The following is a 22266-nucleotide window of genomic DNA, read 5'->3' as shown; positions in this document are numbered from 1 at the left end:
ACGACACAATGGATATCAAACAAGCGCTGGCGCGGGTGGTCGATCATATCGATCTGAGCCGCGATGAAATGGTTGACGTTATGCGTCAAGTGATGACGGGTGAATGTTCGGAATCACAGATTGCCGGTTTTCTGATCGCACTACGCATGAAGAGTGAATCGATTGATGAGATCACCGGTGCCGCTCAGGTAATGCGAGAGCTGGCCACGCCAGTCAGGGCTATGGCCGCACCGTTGGTCGATATTGTCGGCACCGGTGGCGATGGCGCAAACCTGTTTAACGTGTCATCCGCCAGTGCATTTGTGGCTGCGGCTTGTGGCGTACATGTGGCTAAGCACGGTAACCGAGGTGTTTCTTCAAGCAGTGGCAGTGCTGATCTGCTTGAGCAAGCGGGTATTAATTTAGATCTGAGTGCCGATGCTGTTGCTAAGTGTATCGATGAAGTCGGTGTCGGCTTTATGTTTGCCCCGGGTTTTCATGGTGCGATGAAACATGCCATTGGTGCCCGTCGTGCGCTGGGCACTCGAACGTTGTTTAACATCTTGGGGCCTATGACCAATCCAGCCGGCGCGCAGCGCTTGGTGATTGGTGTGTTCAGCAAGAAACTCTGTCGGCCCATGGCGGAAGTCATGCAACAACTGGGTGGCGAACATATTATGGTGGTGCATGCTGAGGATGGTCTGGATGAGATCAGCCTAGCCACCCATACCTATGTGGCTGAGTTGAAAGATGGTGACATTACTGAATATCGGATTACCCCTGAAGATCTGGGGATTGAGAGCCAAAGTCTGATCGGCTTGGTGATCGATAGCCCGGCAGAGTCGCTGGCGTTGATTCGTAAAACGTTCTCCGGTGCCGAGGATAACACGGCTAAAAAAGCGGCGGCGATGATCGCCCTGAATGCCGGTGCTGCGGTTTACCTAAGCGGCCAAGCAGCCAGTCATAAAGAGGGTGTTGCCCTTGCCTTGGAGGCGATTAAATCCGGTGCCGCACTGACAAAAATGCAAGCGTTGGCTGACATGAGTCAGTCGCTGAAGAGCTGAGTAACGATGACTGATACCCCAACTATTTTAAAGAAGATTATCGCCCGTAAGCACGAAGAAGTTGCTGAGCGTAAGCCAAAGGTGAGTATTGATGACTTGCAGGCAACCATTGCGCGTCAACAGGGATCGGCCTTTGATCCGCGTGGCTTTGCTGCGAGTCTCGGTCGCACATTAGCCGAGGGGCGCTCTGCCATCATCGCTGAAGTGAAGAAAGCCAGTCCATCTAAGGGGGTTATCCGTGACCCGTTTGTGCCGGCTGAGATCGCCCGCTCATATGAGGCCGGTGGTGCGAGCTGTTTATCCGTGCTGACCGATGCTGATTTTTTTCAGGGTAGTGAAGCTTATTTGATGGAAGCCCGAGCGGCTTGTTCATTACCCGTTATCCGTAAAGACTTTATTGTCGATCCTTATCAGGTGTATGAAGCCCGCGCGATGGGGGCCGATTGCATCCTGTTGATTGTGGCAGCATTACAGGATACGCAGATGGCCGAACTCAATACGCTTGCCACTGAGCTAGGGATGGATGTATTGATTGAGGTGCATAATCAGCAGGAGCTGGAACGCTCACTGCCGTTAGGTAATCGCCTTGTCGGCATTAATAACCGGGACTTGCACAGTTTTGATGTTTCCCTCGATCATACCTTTGAGCTACTGGATATGATTCCCGATGACCGGATCGTGGTGACGGAGAGTGGTATTCAGACCCGTGCGGACGTGATTGCTATGCGAGAGCACAATGTGGATAGCTTCCTTGTCGGTGAAACCTTTATGCGGGCAGCCGATCCCGGCGCTAAATTAGCCGAACTGTTCGCTCACTAATAACGATTTGAAGAAGATACTGCGATTATGCAAGCAAAAGTAAAATGGGACGGCGATGTTCGTTTCAAAGGCACCACCGGTTCGGGTTTTGATGTCACCATCGATGCGGAGCAGAAGCAAGGCCCTCGGCCGATGGAGTTGTTACTGCTCGGGCTAGGCGGCTGCACTTCTTATGATGTGATTGGTATTCTCAAGAAAACCCGTCAAGATGTTGTCGACTGCGTGGCTGAAATTGATGCTGAACGTGCTGATACAGTACCGGCTGTTTTCACTAAAATTCACGTGAAGTTTATTGTTTCTGGGCGTGGCTTGAATGAGAAAAAAGTCGAACGGGCGGTGAAACTATCGGCGGAGCAATACTGCTCAGCATCGTTAATGTTGGAAAAAGGTGGCGTTGAAATTACGCATAGCTTTGAAATTATTGAAGTAGCGTAAATGTAGAACCGCCGTTCGAACTCGAACGTCACAAGGCGTGTCGCTTGCTCGTTGTCCAAAAACCTTCCTCGATTGATCTCTTACCAAGCGCGTAACGTCGGCGCTTGGTAAGAACATTGTGGTATTGGCCGAAGAACGGTTACAACGAGCAATGATTTATTTTATTTCATGCAACAAAATCTCTGTCTCTTCAACCCGTGCATAGGCAAAGGAAAGTGATGCCATAAATGCGGCATGGGTCTGTTGTGCTGGCACGGTGACTCCGTTGAAAACTTGGTCCCGAGTGGTGCAAGCATCTTGTGCCACGCTGACGTTATAGCCTATATCCGCCGCCGCTCTTACCCCCGCATCAATGCAAATATTACTCATAGCACCTACGACGATTAGGTTTTTAATGCCCAATGAATCGAGGTCGGCTTGTAATGAGGTATTTTTAAACGAGTTGGCTGCATGTTTTAGTATCACCGGCTCGCCCGTTTGGGGGGTAAAGGTCGGGTGTATTTTGGCACCATCGCTCGCGGCCAAAAAGAATGGTGCATCGGCACTCTCAAACTCATGATAAACGTGAATTACGGGCAAACCCTGCTGACGAAACGCCGCCAGTAGTTTGGCGCCATTAGCCGCCGCATTATCAATATTGTCGAGTTCCCACTTACCGCCGGGAAAATAGTCATTTTGGAAATCAATTAATAGTAGTGCTGTATCTGTGTGTGTCTTGCTCATGGGTATGTCCTCGGGTTGTTCAGTTGATAGGGCTATTATCAAGCAGCTAAACTTCTTATACTGCAGTCGTATTTGACATAATTAAGGCAATAACTGACAAGGCGTAGTGCTGTAGATGAAAACCATTAAGGTTGTGATCCTGTTGTACCCGGGGGTAATGAGGTCTGCCGTGGAAGGCCTGCGTGAGTTATTCGAACTGGCTAATCGTTTAGGCCAAGCGCAGCCATCAGAACTTCAGTTTGCTGTTCATCTCTTGGATTATTCCGAGCTAGTCCAAGCTGAAGCGTTAACAACGCCGGCGGTATTAGATAATCCACAGATCGTTATTTTACCGCCCTGTATTACCGATCAGTTTTACCTGACGGAACAGCCGCAACTGGCTGCGTGGTTGCGTGAGATACACGGGGCCGGTGCGCTTCTTTGTTCGGTGTGTGCGGGGGCGTTTATCTTGGCGCAGTCGGGGCTGTTAAATCAGCGGCCGGCGACCACTCATTGGCTGCTAACCGAGCGATTAGCGCAGCAGTTCCCTGAGGTGCTGGTCGACGGTAACAAGATTCTGGTTAATGATGGAGACCTGATTACTGCCGGTGGGTTAATGGCTTGGTTGGATCTGGGGCTGGAGTTGGTGGCACAATTTGCCAGTCCAGCACTGATGCGGCGGTTGGGTAAACAGTTGGTGGTTGATACTGCACCCCGTGAGCAGCGTTACTATCGCTGTTTTATACCGCCATTCGATCATGGTGATCGGGTGATTTTAGCGGTGCAGCATCGTTTGCAAAATGGCTATCAGCATTCGCTCACGGTAAGGCAGTTGGCGTTCGATAGTCATCTGACCGAGCGGACCTTTCTCCGTCGATTCGTTAGGGCAACGGGTTATAAGCCCAAAGAATACATACAGCAATTGCGCATCAGTAAAGCCTGTGAAGCGCTTGAAGCGTCTCCAGACAGCGTTGAAACGATCTCTTTGGCGGTGGGCTATGACGATGTCAGTGCTTTTAGGAAAGTCTTTATTCAGATTATCGGTCTTACGCCACGTGAATTTCGTGCTCGTTTTAGTCGCTAAAAAGGGATTCAAGGTTTGCAACAGTGAGATGATACGATAGGCTGATGACTTAGGGTTGTAACGTTTGAAACCGCTCAGATAGCTTACTTGCTTCATTATTACTGAATACTTGTCGATATTTGATGGGTATCCCTGTTTTTCAGGAGGATCGAAATGCTACTTAAGGGAATTTTACTGGGGTTACTACTGGTGTCTCAATTGACCTTTGCGGCGGGCTCAGATGTCTACCTATTGGGGCGTTTTACTTACAAGGGTACGCCGGTAAGTAAGGCGGTCATCTTGTCCGATAAGCGAGTTACTGAGCTAGAGCAATGCCGTGATTTTGTACGTTATCAGATTCGAGGCTCCGAGCAGGGTAAAAAGTATTTCCGTGGCTATGAGCGGTTTCATAAAAAAGGCCTGAATATTGTTCCTCATTACACCTGTATAGAGACGACTCTTAAGATCAGTGAGTGGAATGAGTATGATTTTTACGACAAGGTGTACCTCATCGACTTGCGTGGCGGTAAGCGTTTCACTCGCTATCCAGATACCAACAGCTGTTGGTCCGCTATTCGTCAAGACCCAGACAAACATAGCCGCAAACTGTATTGCGCTAAAATGAGCCAGACATTATTACCGGCCAAATAGTATAGAGTGTTTGTGTTTTATCTATCTTCGCGTATAATTTCGGCTCCCGTTGGCTATGCCATTGAGGGAACTCACTTTAACTCCTTGCTTTCTACCGTTTTTCGATGCGGCTGAAGGCTGTATAACCCGTAAGGAGCAATTAATGCGTCATTACGAAATCGTTTTTCTGGTTCACCCGAATCAGAGTGAACAGGTTCCAGCTATGGTTGAACGTTACACCAAGCTAATTGAAGAATCTGAAGGTAAAATCCACCGTCTAGAAGATTGGGGCCGTCGTCACCTGGCTTACCCAATTAACAAAATCCATAAAGCTCACTACGTTCTGATGAACGTTGAATGTGCTCAGGAAACACTGGACGAGTTAACTAACATCTTCCGTTACAACGATGCGGTTATCCGTAACCTTGTTGTACGTCGTAAAGATGCTGTTACTGATGTATCTCCAATTAAAGCTGCTGAAGGCCGTGAAGAGCGTCGTCCACGTCGTGAAGAACGTTCTGAGAAGCCTGCTGCTGAAGTGACTGAAGCACCTGCTGCTACAGAAACGCCTGCTGCAGATGCACCGGCTGCTGAAGAAGCTGCTGCCGAGTAATCGGTTTAACATTTATTTAGAGGAGATATACCATGGCTCGTTTTTTCCGTCGTAGAAAATTCTGCCGTTTTACCGCTGAAGGTGTTACTGAGATCGATTATAAAGATCTGGATACCCTGAAAGGTTACATCACTGAAACCGGTAAAATCGTTCCTAGCCGTATCACTGGTACTAAAGCTCGTTACCAGCGTCAGCTGGCGACTGCTATCAAACGTGCACGTTACGTAGCACTGCTGCCATACACTGACAGCCACCAGTAATAACGGTTAACTTACTGCACATTGTGACTAATTAAGTCGATGTGGTAGGTGATTAAACAAGTTTCAGCCCATAGATGTTTAGCATCGGTGGGCAAGCGTAAAAAATAGAGGTTTGCGAGATGGAAGTTATCCTGCTCGAGAAAATTGGCAAACTGGGTAGCCTGGGTGACAAGGTTACCGTGAAGCGTGGTTACGGTCGTAACTATCTTCTTCCTTTTGGGAAAGCGGTTCCTGCTACTGCAGCTAACCTGGAAACCTTTGAAGCACGTCGTGCTGAATTGGAATCCGCTGCAAATGAAAAACTGAACAGTGCTCAGACTCGTGCTGATCAACTGAATGAAATCGAACTGTCTATCGTTGCGAGAGCTGGCGAAGAAGGCAAATTGTTCGGTTCTATCGGTACTTCTGATATCGCTGATGCGATCAGTGCTTCTGGTATTGAAGTTGCGAAAAGTGAAGTTCGTTTGCCAGAAGGTGCATTGCGCACGACTGGTGAATTCGAAGTTTCTATTCAGCTTCACCCTGAAGTTACTGCAGTTGTCGGCATCATTGTTGTTGGCGAATAAGTATTGCTCTAATCTGGCGTAAGTCAGAGATGAGTTAAAAAGCACTGCGTAGTATTATACTGCGCAGTGCTTTTTTCGTTTTAGGCCAGTGCGATTGTGATACTGGTGTTTTGTTTGCTGAGGTAAAAGAGTTTATGGATTATCCGGATCCCAATGCTGCCGATATGGAAGGTGTAAAAATCCCTCCCCATTCACAGGAAGCAGAGCAATCGGTGCTCGGCGGCCTGATGCTGGACAACAATGCCTGGGATACGGTTTCAGAGATTGTGCTGGAGGATCAGTTTTATCGTCATGATCACCGGCTGATTTTCCGCACGATTGAGAAGCTCGTCAGTAATATGCAGCCGATCGATGTGGTAACCATTTCTGAAGAATTGGATCGCACCGGTAATCTCGATGCTGCGGGTGGGCTGGATTACTTGGTCGAGCTGGCGCGAAATACGCCCAGTGCTTCAAATATTCGCGCCTATGCCGAGATCGTCCGGGACCGTGCATTACTGCGCAAGATGATCACTGTGGCCCATGAGATCGCTGAGAATGCCTTTATGCCCGAGGGGCGTGCCGGTACCGATATTCTAAGTGAAGCCGAGCAGAAGATCTTTCAGATCGCTGAAGACCGACCGAATGAAGGTGGGCCTATCGGCGTGAATCCATTGTTGAAGAAGGCTGTGGATAAGATTGATGAATTGTTCAACTCTGAAGGGGCCATGACCGGTGTAACCACCGGTTTTGATGAGCTTGATAAAGCCACCGGTGGACTTCAACCCTCGGATCTCATCATCGTTGCTGCGCGTCCATCGATGGGTAAAACGACCTTTGCGATGAACCTCGTGGAAAACGCCTTGATGGCGCAGGATAAGCCTGTCTTGGTGTTTAGTTTGGAGATGCCCGCCGATCAGCTCGTGACGCGGATGTTGTCATCCTTAGGGCGGATTAACCAGACCAAAGTACGTTCCGGTAAGTTGGAAGAGGATGATTGGCCTCGCCTCACCACGGCGGTGAATATGCTGCGGGATAAGCCTCTGTTTATCGATGATACTGCTGGTATCAGCCCGACGGAGATGCGTAACCGCGCCCGACGAATCGTGCGTGAACATGGTGATATCGCTATGATCATGGTCGATTACCTGCAATTGATGCAGCTCAAAGGCGGTAATAGTGAAGGCCGTACCGCTGAGATCTCAGAGATCTCCCGCTCGCTTAAGGCATTGGCGAAAGAACTTGAGTGTCCGGTGATTGCGTTGTCGCAGCTCAACCGTGCGTTGGAGCAACGGCCTAATAAACGACCTGTTAACTCTGACTTACGGGAATCCGGTGCAATCGAGCAGGATGCCGACGTAATCATGTTTATCTATCGGGATGAGGTGTATAACGAAGACTCGCCGGATAAAGGTATCGCTGAGATTATTATCGGTAAGCAGCGTAACGGTCCTATCGGTAGTAACCGCTTGGCCTTTATTGGTCAGTTTACCAAGTTTGAAAACCTAGCACCGATGGGTTATCAAGAGTACGAATAAGCGGCTAGCGTCGCCATGTGATTGGTGTGGGAGCCGCCTCTGGCGGCGATAACTGTTTGATTGTATCGGTGCGGTTTGTTCCTTATTACATCCTACGGGACTGCGTCTTATCGCCTCTAAAAGAGGCTCCTACACCGACTGTCAATTACGGCACCAAATTTCCCTGTAGGAGCCGTCTTTGGCGGCGATATTGCCTTTATCAACGCGCCTATGATGCGGTTCGCACAGCTCACCGCATCCTACGATAGGCGACTATACGACCGCTTGTTGTGTCGTATTATCACTAATCACTTTGGCGCTAGCCAATTCGACCGCTTCTGCCAGCGTGGGCGTGAAGACCAATTTTTGGTCGATCGGTTTGAGTCCCGCTTTGGCGATATTTTTCAATGGTTGAAACTGCAGGTCAGCAATAATCACAAAGGTGTTTGCTTGAAATTTTTCGTCCAGAAAATGGTTGAGCGACGATAATCCACCGGCATCTAAGATCGGCACTGCATCCATGTAGAGTACGATATGACGTTTATCCTTAGAGATCTCCAGTATCTCCGAGAAAATCCGGTCGGCGGCGGCAAAGAACAGCGGTCCGCTAATTTTATAGACTCCCCAATCGGCGGGTAACGTTTCGGGCACGTGTTTACGGTTATCACTCACCTCGGTGACACGCGTCATCTGCGCAATATCACGCATAAACAGGATTGATGCGAGGATAATACCGAAGGAGATGGCGACGACCATATCGATCATCACAGTCAGCGAAAAGCAGGTGAGCAGCACCAAAATATCGCCAGTCGGTGCTTTTTTGAGCAGTTCGACCACCTTCGGTGCTTCGCTCATATTCCAAGCCACCATCAACAGCATTGCCGCCATCGATGCCATTGGAATGTAGGCCAGCCAAGGGGCTAAAATTAACAAACTGGCAAGTACCACTAAACCGTGTATCACCCCGGCGATAGGTGATTTAGCACCGGCGCGATAGTTGGCTGCTGAGCGGGCAATAGCCGCAGTGGCGGTGATGCCGCCGAACCAAGGGGTGATGAGATTACCTATTCCCTGTCCCATCAATTCAACATTGGAGTGATGACGGGTACCACTCATACCATCGAGTACCACGGCGCAAAGCAGTGACTCAATGGCACCAAGCATCGCGATAGAGAAGGCGATCGGCATCAGCTCTGCCAGTTTATGGAAATCCCAATCGATCAATTCACCGTCCGGGCCGGGTTGCAGCCACGGCCAGTTAAATTCGGGGAGTGCGGGCGGGATACCCTGGCCGACGGTGCCATCGAGCAGCTCATAGCTAAAGCGCGAACCAATGGTTTGAATATCGGCACCGGTAGAGGTGAGTACTAAAGACAAGATCACACCGATCGCTACTGCCGGCAGATGTCCCGGCACGGGTATGCGTAAGCGTGGCCATAAAATTAATACGAGCAGGGTGGTCGCGCCGATGGCAAATTCAGACAACGTCAGGGTTGGCAGAGCGTGGCTGAGTGCCGCGACCTTATCGATATACTTTTCTGGCATCTCCTCAAGGTGCAGACCTAGAAAATCTTTCATTTGCAGGGTAGCAATCACCACTGCAATCCCTGAGGTGAACCCGAGGGTGACCGGTTCTGGAATATATTCAATGAGTCGACCTAAGCGACTGACCGCCATGATTATCAGCATCACACCCGCCATCAGCGAGGCGATAAGCAGACCACTCAAGCCAAACTGTTGAGCCACCGGATAGAGAATCACGACAAAGGCTGCTGTAGGCCCTGAGATGCTATAGCGAGAACCACCGGTCAGTGGGATTAATATCCCTGCGATGATCGCCGTATAGAGGCCGTATTGAGGGGGAATACCACTGGCGATGGCGAGGGCCATCGACAGGGGAATGGCAATAATGCCTACGGTGATGCCGGCCATGATATCGCGATAAAGATCGGCGAGACCGTAGCCCTCTTGAAAGGTTTCACGTAAGGCACTAAAGGGCCGAATACTATGCAGATGTAAACGATGCGACATGAACAATTGCTCTTGCTGAGGCGCGGCAGCTGACGGACGGCTTTCCGGCCTGAAATGAGAAGTGGCCTCTGACTCTGCTGAGTGGGGTCGTTACTATAGAGATGTAACATTACATGTTAACTGCTATATAAATCAATGTTAATATGATTAACATAAACTAAGTTAAGGAGCTGTAATGGAGCAGAGAACGGCACGATTAACACTGCTGATCGATCCAAAAAAGAAAGCGACGTTTGAGAAGCTTTGTAGTGCGGACGATGTCACCCCATCACAGATGGTGCGTAAGTTGATACGAGAGTATATCGAAGCAAAGCTAGGGCCTGAGTGGCGGGATGAGGTGTTTAGCCAAGATAAAAAGAACCAGCCTTGAGCGCTGGATTACGCACAGGTGTAGCGCAGGTGTCATGTTGTATCTTATAAACAGAAATAGTGTCACAAGACTGTGTGTAACTCGAGGATAACTCTCTGAAAGCCCCATTGTACGGGGCTTTCCGTCGGTGGGTTAAAATTCGTTCAGTGTAGCGTTTGTGTATATTTTTCAAACGCTTATAACGATGTTTTTGAGTATTTTTTAAACAGTTATTCGACGACTTTCATAATGCTGTCTTTAAATTTCTCAGGAACCGGCACGACTTTTCCGGCACTGTAGTCAAAAAAGACAATCCCCGTTTTCACATGGGCCATCTCGACCGCAGTTTTCTTATTACTCAGTAGATAATAGATATCGCAGCCATATTTATTAAAATCACCTACGGTGACATCGATCTGCACCAGATCGCCATGAAAACCTTCAGCCTTATATACAATGGCGGAATCGGTCATAATAATGCCTCTTCCTTCGATATCTAGCTCGGTGTAGTTACGTGATTTTAGGTAGCGTAGGCGGGCTTCGTGTACGATTGATAACACCGAATCGTTGCTGAGATGACCCGCGTAGTTAATATCCCGAATCTGAACGGGAATTTCAGTGGTAAAGCTATAATTCTCGGGCATATCAATTTTGATACGTGCCATAGGTAAAACTCCTGTAAAACAAAATAAAGTACGCAGTTGCAACATACAACAGAATAGTGGAAGCCGAGTGATGAGTCTACGTAGATACAACCCCTATTATCGTTGGCTGTTTCCTTGGCTGCTAGATCGCGTGTCTGCGGCAGTTGCCGATGAGCGGCGTGACCTGTTAGCTCAAGCGCAGGGGGTGGTATTAGAAATTGGTGCGGGAACGGGCAGCAGTTTTCATTGCTATAGTGCGGCTGTGGATACTTTAATCGCATTAGAGCCGGATGTTTCGGTGATGCGTTTAGCACGTCAGCAGCTAGGCAAAATGTCTTTAACAACCCAAGTGAAAACCAAATTATTGCTTGCCGATGCAGAGTCTATTCCGTTAGCGGATAACAGTGTTGATACGTTGGTTTCTTTTTTAGTGCTCTGTTCCGTACCGCAACCGCAACATGCCTTGGCCGAGATGCACCGGGTGCTAAAAGCGGATGGACAGTTGCTGTTTTTTGAACATGTGTTGGCGGATGACCCAAAAGTGCAACGTTGGCAGCATGGTTTAAATCCCTTTTGGCACCGCTGTGCTGGTGGTTGCCAGCTAAACCGGGAGACCGCGGAACTGATCCAGCAAGCCGGTTTCAGTTTGCAGTACTATGAACGTTATCAGCATCACTCTTTCCCCCGTTTAGTCGGGCAGCTTATTTCGGGTGTCGCGACCAAAGCGTCTGTAACGCCTGAGGGCCGCCTAGTTAATGAGGATGCTGATTACGATAGTGGATAACATGGGTTGGCTGCGTTATCCCACTCTTAGTGATCCGTTAAGTTATGCGCGACTTATGCACAGTCTGTCCTAGACAGTGGAAGAGTGAGCACAAATAACGGCGTAGATGCCCGCTGTCAGTGCCTGTAGGTCTTCATCGGACATGATGTAAGGCGGCATCACATAGATCAGTTTACCGAATGGTCGAATCCAAATGCCACGTTCAACAAACAGGGGCTGGATATCGGCAGTCACAACGGCTTGTTTCATTTCAACTACACCAATAGCGCCAAGGCAGCGTACTTCGGCAACGGTATCGAGCTCAGCGCAGGGGGCTAATCCGGCTTTTAGCTGTTGCTCAATACGGACAATATTACTTTGCCAGTCGGATTGACGTAGCAGTTTTAGGCTGGCATTAGCCACCGCACAGGCCAGAGGGTTGCCCATAAAGGTCGGTCCATGCATAAAGCAACCGGCCCCGCCAGCGGAGATGGTTTCGCCGACGTCGGTGGTAGTGAGGGTGGCGGCGAGGGTCATATAGCCACCAGTTATGGCTTTCCCGAGACAGAGTATATCGGGAGTGATATCCGCATGGTCACAAGCAAATAACTTCCCGCTACGACCAAACCCCGTGGCAATCTCATCGGCAATCAGTAATACATCGTATTGATCACACAAGATTCTCGCTTGCTTTAGGTAGTCGGGGTGGTAGAAACGCATGCCACCCGCACCCTGAACGATGGGTTCGAGGATTAATGCGGCTATCTCGTTATGGTGTTTCGCCAGCAACTGGCTTAGTTCATCACAGTCGCGCGGATCCCAGGGCTGACCATACTTTACTTGTGGAGCGGGAGCGAAAAATTGCTGGGGCAGTACGCCGCTAAAGATTTCGTGCATACCGGTGATCGGGTCACAGACGGACATCGCACCAAAGGTATCACCATGATAGCCGTTACGAATGGTGAGAAACTTGTGTTTGTCTGGTTTTTCTTTGGCATGCCAATATTGAATCGACATTTTTAGCGCGACCTCTACGGCCACCGAGCCGGAATCGGCTAGGAACACTTTTTGTAGTGGTTCTGCCGTCATTTCCACCAACTGCCGGCACAACTCAATGGCCGGCTCGTGGGTCAGCCCACCAAACATCACATGGGATACCCGATCGATCTGTGCATGGGCGGCGGCATTGAGTGCCGGGTGGTTGTAACCATGGATCACCGACCACCAAGAGGCCATGCCGTCGATCAGCTCGCGACCATCCGCCAAGGTTAGCCTTACGCCCTCAGCGGAAACCACTGGATAAGCGGCCGGTGGATTGATCATGGACGAGTACGGATGCCAAATATGCTGTTGGTCAAAACGGATCTGTTCGCTGGCAATATTCATGCTGATACTCCGAAGACGTGCCATAGACTCGCTGATTAACGAGGTTGTTAATGGCGGTGATTAAACAATATCAATAAAAAAACCGGGCTATTACAGCCCGGTTTTAAGGAGAAAGCAAATAACCGCCGATGCTTTATTCCGGTTGGCAGAACTCATTTCGAATAACCGCCAGTAGGGTACGTAACAGCAGTAAAATAATCACGACACTGGATAGCCCGATAAGCGCCAAGGATAGATAGTAAAAAAATGCTTGCCCTTGGATGCTATACATCAACTGAGCGGCAATAGCGGCCGCCGCGAGAGGGAACGAATACGCCCACCAAGACATAAAGAATTGAATGCGGGTAAAGCGTGGTGCTTGAGCCAATAAGAGGATGACCAGAAACATCGCTGTGTAGAAGAGGATGTGGGCAAAGTTATCCAGTGCTCCATTGAGTTTTATATAGGAAATAAACCCGACCGCTGGTGGGGCGATCATAATAAACATGGTTGGCAGTAGCTTATGGGGGATGGGGTCGTGAAACATCATCCGGTTGAGCACCAGTGTCTTTAATAGAACCCAAAAGGTGATCCCGATTGAGAAAAAGAACCAGCTGACTTCAGGGTAACCATGTTCTACACCCGCAATCGGCACCAGAATATTACCCACAACCGGAATAAACCAAGCGGGAGTCATATGAATAATTTGAAATTTTGGATGGTGGATCCATTGATTCAAAATATAGACAGTTAGCATTAGGTGAATAGCACTACCGCAGCTCCAGAGTATAAAGGATAACTGCTTGGATACCGTCAGTGTGGCGACGCTCAATAAGATCATGCTGATACTGAACGCAGGGAAGAAGCTGAGTTTAATCGGGTGAGCAAACTCCTCTAATACGGCTGGCGTTTTAAGCATGATTTTTAAAAGATAAATGACCGCCAGTATTAAAAACAAGCAAGCGGTGAGTGTCAGTAAGATGTGGCCAATAATGGGCGGAGTGGAAAACACGCTACTAGCTTTTTCCCAGACTAGTGTTAATCCGGTCATTCCCATAATCATGGCAAAAAAGGTAATAGGAAAGTGTTGCAGCTTTGATGCGGCGGTCTGTTCTAACACGTTACTCATGTGATGATTCCCGAAGGTTCACTGACAAGCTGGTTAAATCGCCAGCTTATAAAATTAAGTGCTAATTTATTAAATTAGAATGTTCTAATATAATAAATTATTCATACATTAAAATCGAATGTTTTTTGCTCATTATCGATTGGGATTACCGGGCTATCTTATAGTGAACATAGGCCCAAGGGAACGCTGTTACGCCTCGAGAAACGTTGCTTTAGAGCCTGTCTTATTGGACATCATGGCTTGGTTCCATATTTATCTGTTTAACCAGAACCGCTTGATCACTGATTTCCCAACGGATATTTAGGTCATGTAGGCGAATGCCATAGACTCGTTGTTGGGGTTTCTGTTTATGGTAGGCGGGCCTAGGGTCACAGAGTAATACCTCTTCTATCTGCTGTTTCAGCGGTTGCTTCAGCCGAGCAGTGTGTTGATTCAGGGCAGTCTGCGCTTCGCTAGAAAATACCACCGGCAGGTCGAGTGTTTCGCTCTGGCTGGCCAGTTCAAAATGAGCCTCTGGAATACTGTCGGCATAAGGTAGGTAGGGTTTGATATCCACAATGGGGGTTTGATCCAGTAGGTCGGCACCACTAACATCGAGCAACACTTGACCGCCTTCGCAGCGAATGCCTTCTAGTTTTACCGGGGATAAACCGATCGGGTTGGGACGAAAAGGGGATCGAGAGGCCAGTACCCCTAGTTTTTCATTGCCACCGAGCCTTGGTGGTCTGACCAACGGCGACCAACCTTTACCGACGCAGGTGCTAAAGATAAATAGCAGCCAGATATGACTACACTGCTCTAAGCCCCTGACGGCATCTGCGCCGTTATAGGGAGGGAGTAGTTCGATCGTCGCCGCCATTGAACGGGCCAATCCTGGTTGGCGGGGAATGCCAAACTTTTCCTTGTAGCCGCTGTGAATAATGGCGATAGGTTCAAATATTAGAGGTGAGTTCATGTTGATATATCAGTCGCAGGGTGAGCAATAACAGCGCATCGGCTATACGATCCGCTGTGTGGGGTGCGGCTATTCTGCCTCCTGTGCTAGTTAACTGCCAGTGGTTCTTTGGCGTTGGCGGCCTTCTCTTGTGAGCTTGCCTCTTGAGGCGGCGCGATATTATCTGAACTATCCGTTTTATCGGCTTTGCGATCGCTCTCTCTATCGGTTTTTTTATCGATAAGAGGAGAGCGGTGCTCAATGGGGGTCAGGCTACTCCAGTAGCGTGCACTTTTTTCCGCCTGTTGACCGAGACGGTGCACATGGCTAAGCGAATCAAGTAAATCAGTGCCTTCATCGGGGCTCAGACGTCCGGCGATCATCGCATCCAGCACATGTAGCTTGATGTTCTGGTATTTCTTTTCCAATTGATGCAGCAGCTTGCGGCTGTCGTCGGAAGAGGTATATGAGTCGTTATCGATATTGGCTGCATCCAACATGCTGTTGGTCACTTTTTTCAGTTCATAAATATCTTTCTGGGTATTGCTATCACTGATCTGATGGAAACGTTCACTGTATTCCACGATTAAACTTGAAAGGCGGGCGATCTCATTGAAATAGCGAGCGACTCGCATGCTGCTGGGTAATATTTGAGCAATCTCTTCACTGAGCGGTTGCTGGCCTAACTTTTGACTGAACTTACCGACTTCAACAATTAGTTGATTCACGATGAGTGCTTGCGAGCGAATATGGGCGCTGTCCGACACTTCAGAGCTGAGTGCCTGTTTCGCCAGTGTGATGGCCATCTGTCCGACACGACTTAACTCTCTGGCCATCGCTTCAGTGGCCAGAGCGGGGGTTTCTAGAATGTTATTGTCCAGATAACGGGGTTTGGCCAAATCTTCATCACCGCGACGAAAACGTTTCTCCAAAAACGCCACCATCGGATTCGTTAGAGGCCACATGATCAGCACGCCTGCGACATTGAATAGCGTGTGGAATAGGGCCAGCAGAATAACCAGATCAAAGTACCGGGTGAGATTTGAGCCGTTAATGATACTGGATAAACTGATCAGTAAGAGTAAACCCGCAGCGCCAGTAATCAGGTTGAAAAAAACATGGGCGCAGGCAATTCGTTTAGCATTGGAAGTGGCACCGATAGCTGATAGGGCGGCGGTAGAGGTTGTCCCGAGGTTAGCACCAATCACCAGTGCACCGGCGGTTGCGAGTGGAATTGCGCCGCTGGCCGCCAGCGATAGCGTGATGGCCATGGCGGCACCGGATGATTGAATCAGTACGGTGAGAATAAACCCTGCCAGCACAAACAGCGCCAAACCATAGCTGGTCTGACTAATCGCTTCAAAGGGGATGCTGTTCTCAAGACCGTTAAAGGTGTCTTTAAGAAACGATAAACCAACAAAAAACAAGCCGAAGCCGGTAAGTGTGGTGCCTAAGTGAGCATAGCGTTTTTCGCCGCCGATCAGACGCATGATCATACCGATGCCGATCATGGGCAGTGCAAACGCACTAATATTAAAGTTAAACCCAATGGTGGCAACCAGCCAGCCGGTCATGGTGCTGCCAATATTGCAGCCATAAATAACGGCGATCGATTGCCCTAAATTAAGCAAACCCGCATTGACGAAGCCAATTGTGGCCACTGTGACCGCGGTGGATGACTGCACCAGTGCGGTAATGGCCGCGCCGGAAATGAGTCCTCTAAAGCGAGAACGAGTTGCCGCTTCTAGCGCTTTTCGTAGCGAGTGACCGGCAGCCCGTTTTAAGCCGCTGGTCATTAATTGCATGCCGAGCAGAAAAAGTCCTATGCCTCCGATCAGGTCACCAATATTACTCAGATCCATGCTGGGCTCCTTACGGCGGGATAATGGATAGATTTATTATTATCAACGTCTTGCGGTTAATCAGTTAGCCTATAAAACATCGTCTTCAGGTTTCGATAACACAATAATAAAAGCGTCAATTTACGATAAATGCAACTCTTTTGCAGTGCGCGCAATGATCCAGATATACACCTGTTGGCAACCTGCTTGCTTTAATACTCGGCTGATTTCTGCAGCGGTGGTGCCGGTGGTCATGACATCATCGACAATCGCAACCGAGGTAGGTGGTGCGCCGACACATTGAAAACTGTTGCGCAGATTCTTCCGCCGAGCTTTACGGTTGAGGTCGGCTTGATGTTGGGTGTTTTCGGTTTTCAGAAGTAATTTGTTACTGAAAGGGATGTTTAATCGCCGGGCTAGGTGTTTTGCCACGATAGCGGCCTGATTATATTGGCGCTCCTGTAAACGTTTTCGATGCAGCGGCACCGGGATGATTAGCTCGGGACGAGGCTCAGTTTGCAGGCGTAGACTGAGCAGTTCGGCTAATGGTCTTAGATAGTGTGTCTGGCCATTGAATTTAGCGAGTTGGACTAACTGATCAATAGGAAAACGATACTCAAATGGTGCGATGGCCTGCTCATAGGGTGGTGGCTTCTGCTGGCATTGAGGGCAGATAAATGAACCGCTCGCGTGGTGCATGGGTTCGGCACAACGCTGACAGGCATTGCCTATCCAAGGTAGATCGACCAGGCAGGCCTGGCAGATTTGGCGGTCGTCAGCGGGTTGTAAACCGCAGAGTATGCAATGGCTGTTTTGGTTAAGTAATAACCAGCTGTTTTTGTAATGTGTAATCATAGGTTGACAGATCCTTCTGTCCGATTAAAATTAGCCTTTCATGAAATCCTTATCATTCGGATCTATTACAGGATATACACAGCGATGCAACAAAACCAGACAGAGATCAGACACGACTGGAGCGAGCAAGAAGTACGGGCGTTGTTCGAACTGCCATTTAATGACCTGCTATTTAAGGCTCAGCTGGTGCATCGTCAATTTTTTAATCCGAATGAGGTGCAGGTCAGTACATTGTTATCGATTAAAACCGGTGCCTGCCCTGAGGATTGTAAATACTGTCCGCAAAGTGGTCATTACAATACCGGACTTGAGAAAGAGCGTTTGATGCAGGTTGATGCGGTGCTGGAAAAGGCAAAGCAAGCGAAAGAATCAGGCTCCACTCGCTTCTGCATGGGGGCTGCTTGGAAACATCCTGCCGATAAGGATATGCCTTACGTTGTTGAGATGGTGAAAGGGGTGAAAGCGCTTGGGCTAGAAACTTGTATGACCTTGGGTATGTTAGATGAGGACAAGGCCGGTCAATTGGCCGATGCGGGGTTGGATTATTACAACCATAACCTCGATACCTCACCAGAGTTCTACGGCAATATCATTACCACCCGTACCTATCAAGACCGTCTTGATACCCTGCATCATGTGCGAGAGTCCGGTATGAAAATTTGCTCTGGCGGTATTTTAGGCATGGGTGAAACCGCCACCGATCGTATCGGCCTGTTGCGCCAATTGGCAAATCTGCCAAAACAGCCTGAAAGTGTGCCGATCAATATGTTGGTTAAAGTGAAAGGCACACCGCTGGAAAATGCAGAAACCTTAGATAACCTCGATTTTATTCGTACCATCGCGGTGGCGCGGATCATGATGCCTCAATCTCATGTCCGTCTTTCTGCAGGTCGTGAAAATATGAGCGATGAGATGCAGGCGATGACCTTTATGGCCGGTGCCAACTCCATTTTCTATGGTGAATGCTTGCTGACTACGCCAAACCCTGAGACCCACCGCGATCTACAGCTATTTAAACGTCTGGGCATTAATCCAGAGCAGCGTATTTCTGAAGCCGATGCTACTCAGGAGCAGGCGATCATTAACAATCTGCAAAAACAGCAAGACGAATCGTTTTTCTACGAAGCTTGATTCGCGTTTACCCGCCGGGCTGTCATTGACAGCCCATCGAGGATCTGACTATGTCTTTTGATCAGCTACAGGCTGAGCTGCAGGCGCGTAAGGCGCAGTCTCTGTATCGTCAGCGCCGTATATTACAAAGCCCGCAGTCACCGCAAGTAATGGTCGACGGTAAGGCTTGTCTGGCTTTTTGCTCTAATGATTATCTCGGCTTAGCGAATCATCCTGAAGTCATTGCCGCGCTCAAAGCCGGCGCCGATCGATATGGCGTCGGTGGTGGGGCATCCCATCTGGTAAATGGCCATAGTCAGGCTCACCACGCTCTCGAAGAGGAACTGGCTGACTTTACCGGTCGTCCCCGGGCATTGCTGTTTTCTACCGGTTATATGGCCAATATTGGCGCGATCACGGCGTTGTTGGATAAACGGGATGGGGTATTTCAAGACCGGGTCAATCATGCCTCGTTATTGGATGCGGGGCTGCTCAGTGGTGCGCGCTTTCAGCGTTTTTTGCATAATGACGCCGATAATCTAAATACCCGACTACAGCGGACCGAGGCGCGACGTAAGTTAGTGGTCTGCGATGGTGTTTTCAGTATGGACGGCGATCTGGCGGATTTACCGGCGATCTGTCATACCGCTGCACAGCAGCAGGCTTGGGTGATGGTGGATGATGCCCATGGCTTTGGTTGTCTTGGTGAACAGGGGCGTGGCACGGTTGATTATTTTGGTTTAGGCAGCAATCAGGTACAGGTACTCGTTGGTACTCTAGGTAAAGCCTTTGGCACTTCCGGCGCGTTTGTTGCTGGCTCAGAAGAGCTGATCGAGACCTTGATTCAGCATGCCCGAACTTATATCTATACCACCAGTATGTCACCGGCAATGGCATCAGCCACCCATGCTAGTTTGAGATTGTTACGGCAAGATGAATGGCGTCGGGAACAACTCAACCATCTGATTCAGCGTTTTCGTCAGGGTTGTGAGCAGTTAGGTTTGCCTTTGATGGCTTCGCCGACGCCGATTCAGCCGATCCTCGTGGGCGCTGCTGATCGGGCCATGGCGATCAGTGCCGCCTTAGAAGCCAAAGGGATCTTTATCGGCGCCATCAGACCGCCAACGGTTCCTCAGGGGGCTGCACGATTACGGGTTACACTCAGTGCGACCCATACCGATGAGCAGCTTGACCGCTTGTTGGATGCGCTAGATGACGTGATGAACGGAGCGGCGAGTTAATGCAACCCTCTCAAGCGGCTGGCCTGCAATCACTCTTTTCTCATACGGATACCGACGTCTCCACGACGTCTAACACTCAACCCTTGGTACTGTTGCATGGCTGGGGGATGCAGAGCGATATCTGGCAAACATTGATACCCGAACTGCAGCAACATTATCAGATTACGGTGATAGATCTACCCGGATTGGGGCGCAGTGCTGAGTGTCTACCCCAAGATTATGATCTCGAAGCGGTGGTGGCCGCTATCGCTGATGCGGCTCCCGCCTCGGCCATTTGGCTGGGTTGGTCGTTGGGTGGCATTATCGCATTGGCATTTGCTCGGCGTTATCCCGACAGAGTCTCGCGGTTGATTACGCTGGGGAGCAGCCCCTGTTTTGTTGCCCGTGATGATTGGTCTTTCGGGATGGATGAGACGACTTACGCTCAGTTTGAAGCCGACCTGCAAGCGAATCCGACGAAAACCCTGCAGCGTTTTAATCGCTTGCAAGTGCATGGTAGCGCCACCGCCCGCACGGATCTAAAAATACTCAAACAGATTGTGGCGGATGTGCAACCGAGTGATCGTGGTTTAATTGCTAGTTTGGCGTTACTACGACAGGACTATCGGGAGCTGTATCGGGCTATCGACATACCTTCGTTGCACCTACTGTGCGAGCTGGATACGCTCGCGCCGGCAGCTATGGCCGATGCTCTCTCGCAACTGCAGCCCGATGCTCATATTACGGTGCTTGCCGAGCAATCCCATGTAGGCTTTCTGGCCGCGCCACAGTGCTTAGCTGATAGAATTAGGCAGTTTTGCCCATGAGTGCTCAGTTTCTGAAGCCCCAGATCGCTGAATCATTTAGTCGTGCTGCGGTAAGCTACGACAGTGTGGCGCAGTTGCAGCGGGAGATAGGCCATGAACTCCTCAGCCAACTGCCCACCTCATCCGCCGATGTCGTGGTGGATCTTGGTTGTGGCACCGGTTATTTTGCCCCCTTATTAACTGAACACCTTAAACCACAGCAACTGATCTGCTTAGATCTAGCGCTGGGCATGTTGGAATACGCCCGCCAGCACAGGGCGACCCCTAATACACTTTGGCTGTGTGGGGATGCAGAAAAGCTGCCGTTGGCTGATGGGTCTGTCGATCTAATTTTTTCCAGTTTAGCGGTACAGTGGTGCGAGGACCTGCCGGCCTTGTTTAGCGAAGTTGCCCGGGTATTGAAACCTGGTGGCCGTTTTCTGTTTAGCACGCTAGGGCCCGAGACACTCTACGAGTTACGGGACTCTTGGTCAGTCGTTGACTGTTTTCAACATGTGAACCGTTTTATTAGTTTGAGTTGTCTGCAGGTGAGCGCAGAAAAACAGCTGCGGCAAGTCCGTTTGCAGCAGAGACACAAAGTGCTGCTGTATGATCAGTTGCGCGAACTAACCGCTGAGTTAAAGGGGATTGGTGCTCATAATATCAGTGCCGGACGGCCCAGTGGTTTGACGGGAAAGGCGCGAATCGTGGCGTTTAAAGCCGCTTATGAGCAGTTCAGACGGCCGGATGGGCAACTACCGGCAACCTATCAAGTATTTTATGGCGAGTATATCAATGGCTAAACGGACCTTCTTTGTTGCTGGAACCGATACCGATGTGGGTAAAACCGTGGTGTCGGCGGGCTTATTAGCCGCAGTGAATCAGCGTGGATTATCGACTATCGCGCTAAAGCCGGTAGCTGCTGGATGTGAGAAAACCGAGCAGGGGTTGCGTAATAGTGATGCATTATTATTACAACAGACGGCCTCCATCAAACTGAGTTATGAACAGGTTAACCCCATCGCTCTAGAGCCACCTATTGCGCCTCATATCGCGGCGCAATTATTGGGCCGTCGGTTGGATGCGGATCGTATCGCTGCATTGTGCCGTGGTGCAATGATGCAGCCCGCCGATTTTATGGTCATTGAGGGCGCTGGTGGTTGGCGGGTACCGTTGAATAACCGGCAAACCTTGGCGGATGTGACCAAATTGTTGCGCATTCCCGTGATTTTGGTCGTGGGGATGAAACTCGGTTGTATTAACCATACCCTGCTAACCGTCGAGGCGATTGTTAAAGATGGTTTGCGATTAGCCGGCTGGATTGCTAACCGAGCCGAGCCGCAGATGAGTTGTTATGACGAAAACCTAGAGACATTGAAGGGGATGCTGTCAGCGCCGTTGTTGGCGGAAATTCCTCATATTGAGGACTGCTCGCCTGAAAATATCGCTGAATATATTGATTTAGGGCCGCTGTTAGCTGATCAATAAATGAACTATTCGCTAGAGTGGTCTATAATCATCCTACATAGCAATGTAATATGATCAATTGTTAATAGGATAATTGTCGGTCGCGCAGGTTAACAAGCCGTCGG

At 49.5% G+C, this 22266-nt stretch carries 24 protein-coding genes; 16 read left to right on the top strand and 8 right to left on the bottom strand.

Annotated elements, in window-relative coordinates:
• Positions 1 to 8 precede the first annotated feature (8 nt).
• From trpD to AC0L4K_RS15375, 3 genes are read left to right on the top strand one after another with little or no spacing between them, the layout of a single operon-like run.
• Complete coding sequence (gene trpD / locus AC0L4K_RS15385) at positions 9 to 1043, top strand: anthranilate phosphoribosyltransferase (RefSeq protein ID WP_473267028.1); 1035 nt, start codon at positions 9 to 11, stop codon at positions 1041 to 1043.
• A gap of 6 nt (positions 1044 to 1049) precedes the next feature.
• A complete protein-coding gene (gene trpC, locus AC0L4K_RS15380) occupies positions 1050 to 1862 on the top strand; it encodes an indole-3-glycerol phosphate synthase TrpC (protein ID WP_473267026.1) in 813 nt (270 codons plus the stop codon).
• A gap of 27 nt (positions 1863 to 1889) precedes the next feature.
• Positions 1890 to 2297: an OsmC family protein gene (locus AC0L4K_RS15375; RefSeq protein WP_417223939.1), complete on the top strand. Its 408-nt coding sequence runs from the start codon at positions 1890 to 1892 to the stop codon at positions 2295 to 2297.
• Between the two features lie 156 nt (positions 2298 to 2453).
• Here the strand turns inward: AC0L4K_RS15375 and AC0L4K_RS15370 are convergent, their stop codons facing one another.
• Complete coding sequence (locus AC0L4K_RS15370; protein WP_417223940.1) at positions 2454 to 3020, bottom strand: cysteine hydrolase family protein; 567 nt, start codon at positions 3018 to 3020, stop codon at positions 2454 to 2456.
• A gap of 115 nt (positions 3021 to 3135) precedes the next feature.
• Here AC0L4K_RS15370 and AC0L4K_RS15365 point away from each other — a divergent pair, with 115 nt between their 5' ends.
• From AC0L4K_RS15365 to dnaB, 6 genes are all read left to right on the top strand, one after another.
• On the top strand, positions 3136 to 4083 hold the full coding sequence (locus tag AC0L4K_RS15365; RefSeq protein ID WP_417223942.1) for a GlxA family transcriptional regulator: 948 nt from the start codon (positions 3136 to 3138) through the stop codon (positions 4081 to 4083).
• Between the two features lie 153 nt (positions 4084 to 4236).
• Positions 4237 to 4713, top strand: a complete 477-nt coding sequence (locus AC0L4K_RS15360) for a hypothetical protein (RefSeq protein ID WP_417223944.1) — start codon at positions 4237 to 4239, stop codon at positions 4711 to 4713.
• A 142-nt stretch (positions 4714 to 4855) separates the two neighbouring features.
• Positions 4856 to 5305 (top strand): 30S ribosomal protein S6, encoded by a 450-nt coding sequence (gene rpsF / locus AC0L4K_RS15355; protein WP_417223945.1) that lies wholly within the window; start codon positions 4856 to 4858, stop codon positions 5303 to 5305.
• A 32-nt stretch (positions 5306 to 5337) separates the two neighbouring features.
• The gene (gene rpsR, locus AC0L4K_RS15350) at positions 5338 to 5565 is read left to right on the top strand and encodes a 30S ribosomal protein S18 (protein WP_019622438.1); all 228 of its coding nucleotides are present in this window, start codon (positions 5338 to 5340) and stop codon (positions 5563 to 5565) included.
• 119 nt (positions 5566 to 5684) lie between these two features.
• A complete protein-coding gene (rplI, locus tag AC0L4K_RS15345) occupies positions 5685 to 6131 on the top strand; it encodes a 50S ribosomal protein L9 (RefSeq protein ID WP_473267024.1) in 447 nt (148 codons plus the stop codon).
• A 134-nt stretch (positions 6132 to 6265) separates the two neighbouring features.
• Positions 6266 to 7648 (top strand): replicative DNA helicase, encoded by a 1383-nt coding sequence (dnaB, locus tag AC0L4K_RS15340; RefSeq protein ID WP_417223948.1) that lies wholly within the window; start codon positions 6266 to 6268, stop codon positions 7646 to 7648.
• A gap of 252 nt (positions 7649 to 7900) precedes the next feature.
• Here the strand turns inward: dnaB and dauA are convergent, their stop codons facing one another.
• Positions 7901 to 9658: a C4-dicarboxylic acid transporter DauA gene (dauA, locus tag AC0L4K_RS15335; RefSeq protein WP_473267022.1), complete on the bottom strand. Its 1758-nt coding sequence runs from the start codon at positions 9656 to 9658 to the stop codon at positions 7901 to 7903.
• Between the two features lie 175 nt (positions 9659 to 9833).
• Between dauA and AC0L4K_RS15330 the strand changes: the two genes are divergently transcribed.
• A complete protein-coding gene (locus tag AC0L4K_RS15330) occupies positions 9834 to 10028 on the top strand; it encodes a CopG family transcriptional regulator (protein ID WP_417223951.1) in 195 nt (64 codons plus the stop codon).
• A 209-nt stretch (positions 10029 to 10237) separates the two neighbouring features.
• On the opposite strand, the gene AC0L4K_RS15325 is transcribed toward AC0L4K_RS15330, so the two are convergent.
• Positions 10238 to 10672 (bottom strand): acyl-CoA thioesterase, encoded by a 435-nt coding sequence (locus AC0L4K_RS15325; protein WP_126159213.1) that lies wholly within the window; start codon positions 10670 to 10672, stop codon positions 10238 to 10240.
• Between the two features lie 70 nt (positions 10673 to 10742).
• On the opposite strand from AC0L4K_RS15325, the gene AC0L4K_RS15320 reads away from it, so the two are divergent.
• Complete coding sequence (locus AC0L4K_RS15320; RefSeq protein WP_473267020.1) at positions 10743 to 11435, top strand: class I SAM-dependent methyltransferase; 693 nt, start codon at positions 10743 to 10745, stop codon at positions 11433 to 11435.
• Positions 11436 to 11504: 69 nt separating this feature from the next.
• Here the strand turns inward: AC0L4K_RS15320 and bioA are convergent, their stop codons facing one another.
• The 5 genes from bioA to AC0L4K_RS15295 form a co-directional block, all read right to left on the bottom strand.
• The gene (gene bioA / locus AC0L4K_RS15315; protein WP_473267019.1) at positions 11505 to 12800 is read right to left on the bottom strand and encodes an adenosylmethionine--8-amino-7-oxononanoate transaminase; all 1296 of its coding nucleotides are present in this window, start codon (positions 12798 to 12800) and stop codon (positions 11505 to 11507) included.
• 133 nt (positions 12801 to 12933) lie between these two features.
• Complete coding sequence (locus AC0L4K_RS15310; RefSeq protein WP_417223957.1) at positions 12934 to 13908, bottom strand: SLAC1 anion channel family protein; 975 nt, start codon at positions 13906 to 13908, stop codon at positions 12934 to 12936.
• 223 nt (positions 13909 to 14131) lie between these two features.
• Positions 14132 to 14863: a tRNA (N6-threonylcarbamoyladenosine(37)-N6)-methyltransferase TrmO gene (tsaA, locus tag AC0L4K_RS15305; protein WP_473267017.1), complete on the bottom strand. Its 732-nt coding sequence runs from the start codon at positions 14861 to 14863 to the stop codon at positions 14132 to 14134.
• Between the two features lie 86 nt (positions 14864 to 14949).
• Positions 14950 to 16704 (bottom strand): Na/Pi cotransporter family protein, encoded by a 1755-nt coding sequence (locus tag AC0L4K_RS15300; protein WP_473267015.1) that lies wholly within the window; start codon positions 16702 to 16704, stop codon positions 14950 to 14952.
• Positions 16705 to 16824: 120 nt separating this feature from the next.
• Entirely contained in the window at positions 16825 to 17538 is a 714-nt protein-coding gene (locus AC0L4K_RS15295; RefSeq protein ID WP_473267013.1) for a double zinc ribbon domain-containing protein, read from the bottom strand.
• 84 nt (positions 17539 to 17622) lie between these two features.
• Between AC0L4K_RS15295 and bioB the strand changes: the two genes are divergently transcribed.
• Genes bioB through bioD form a run of 5 tightly spaced genes read left to right on the top strand, consistent with a single transcriptional unit; the run spans position 17623 to position 22162 of the window.
• Entirely contained in the window at positions 17623 to 18669 is a 1047-nt protein-coding gene (gene bioB, locus AC0L4K_RS15290; RefSeq protein WP_417223963.1) for a biotin synthase BioB, read from the top strand.
• Between the two features lie 50 nt (positions 18670 to 18719).
• Positions 18720 to 19889 (top strand): 8-amino-7-oxononanoate synthase, encoded by a 1170-nt coding sequence (gene bioF / locus AC0L4K_RS15285; protein ID WP_473267012.1) that lies wholly within the window; start codon positions 18720 to 18722, stop codon positions 19887 to 19889.
• Positions 19889 to 20695: a pimeloyl-ACP methyl ester esterase BioH gene (gene bioH, locus AC0L4K_RS15280; RefSeq protein WP_473267010.1), complete on the top strand. Its 807-nt coding sequence runs from the start codon at positions 19889 to 19891 to the stop codon at positions 20693 to 20695. Before bioF ends, bioH begins: the two co-directional genes overlap by 1 nt.
• On the top strand, positions 20692 to 21477 hold the full coding sequence (bioC, locus tag AC0L4K_RS15275) for a malonyl-ACP O-methyltransferase BioC (protein WP_417223968.1): 786 nt from the start codon (positions 20692 to 20694) through the stop codon (positions 21475 to 21477). The genes bioH and bioC overlap by 4 nt, the downstream gene beginning before the upstream one ends.
• Positions 21470 to 22162 (top strand): dethiobiotin synthase, encoded by a 693-nt coding sequence (gene bioD / locus AC0L4K_RS15270; protein WP_417223970.1) that lies wholly within the window; start codon positions 21470 to 21472, stop codon positions 22160 to 22162. The genes bioC and bioD overlap by 8 nt, the downstream gene beginning before the upstream one ends.
• Positions 22163 to 22266 lie beyond the last annotated feature (104 nt).

It is taken from the genome of Amphritea sp. GJ51-11 (assembly GCF_055808735.1).
This window is presented reverse-complemented; position numbering and strand designations above follow the sequence as displayed.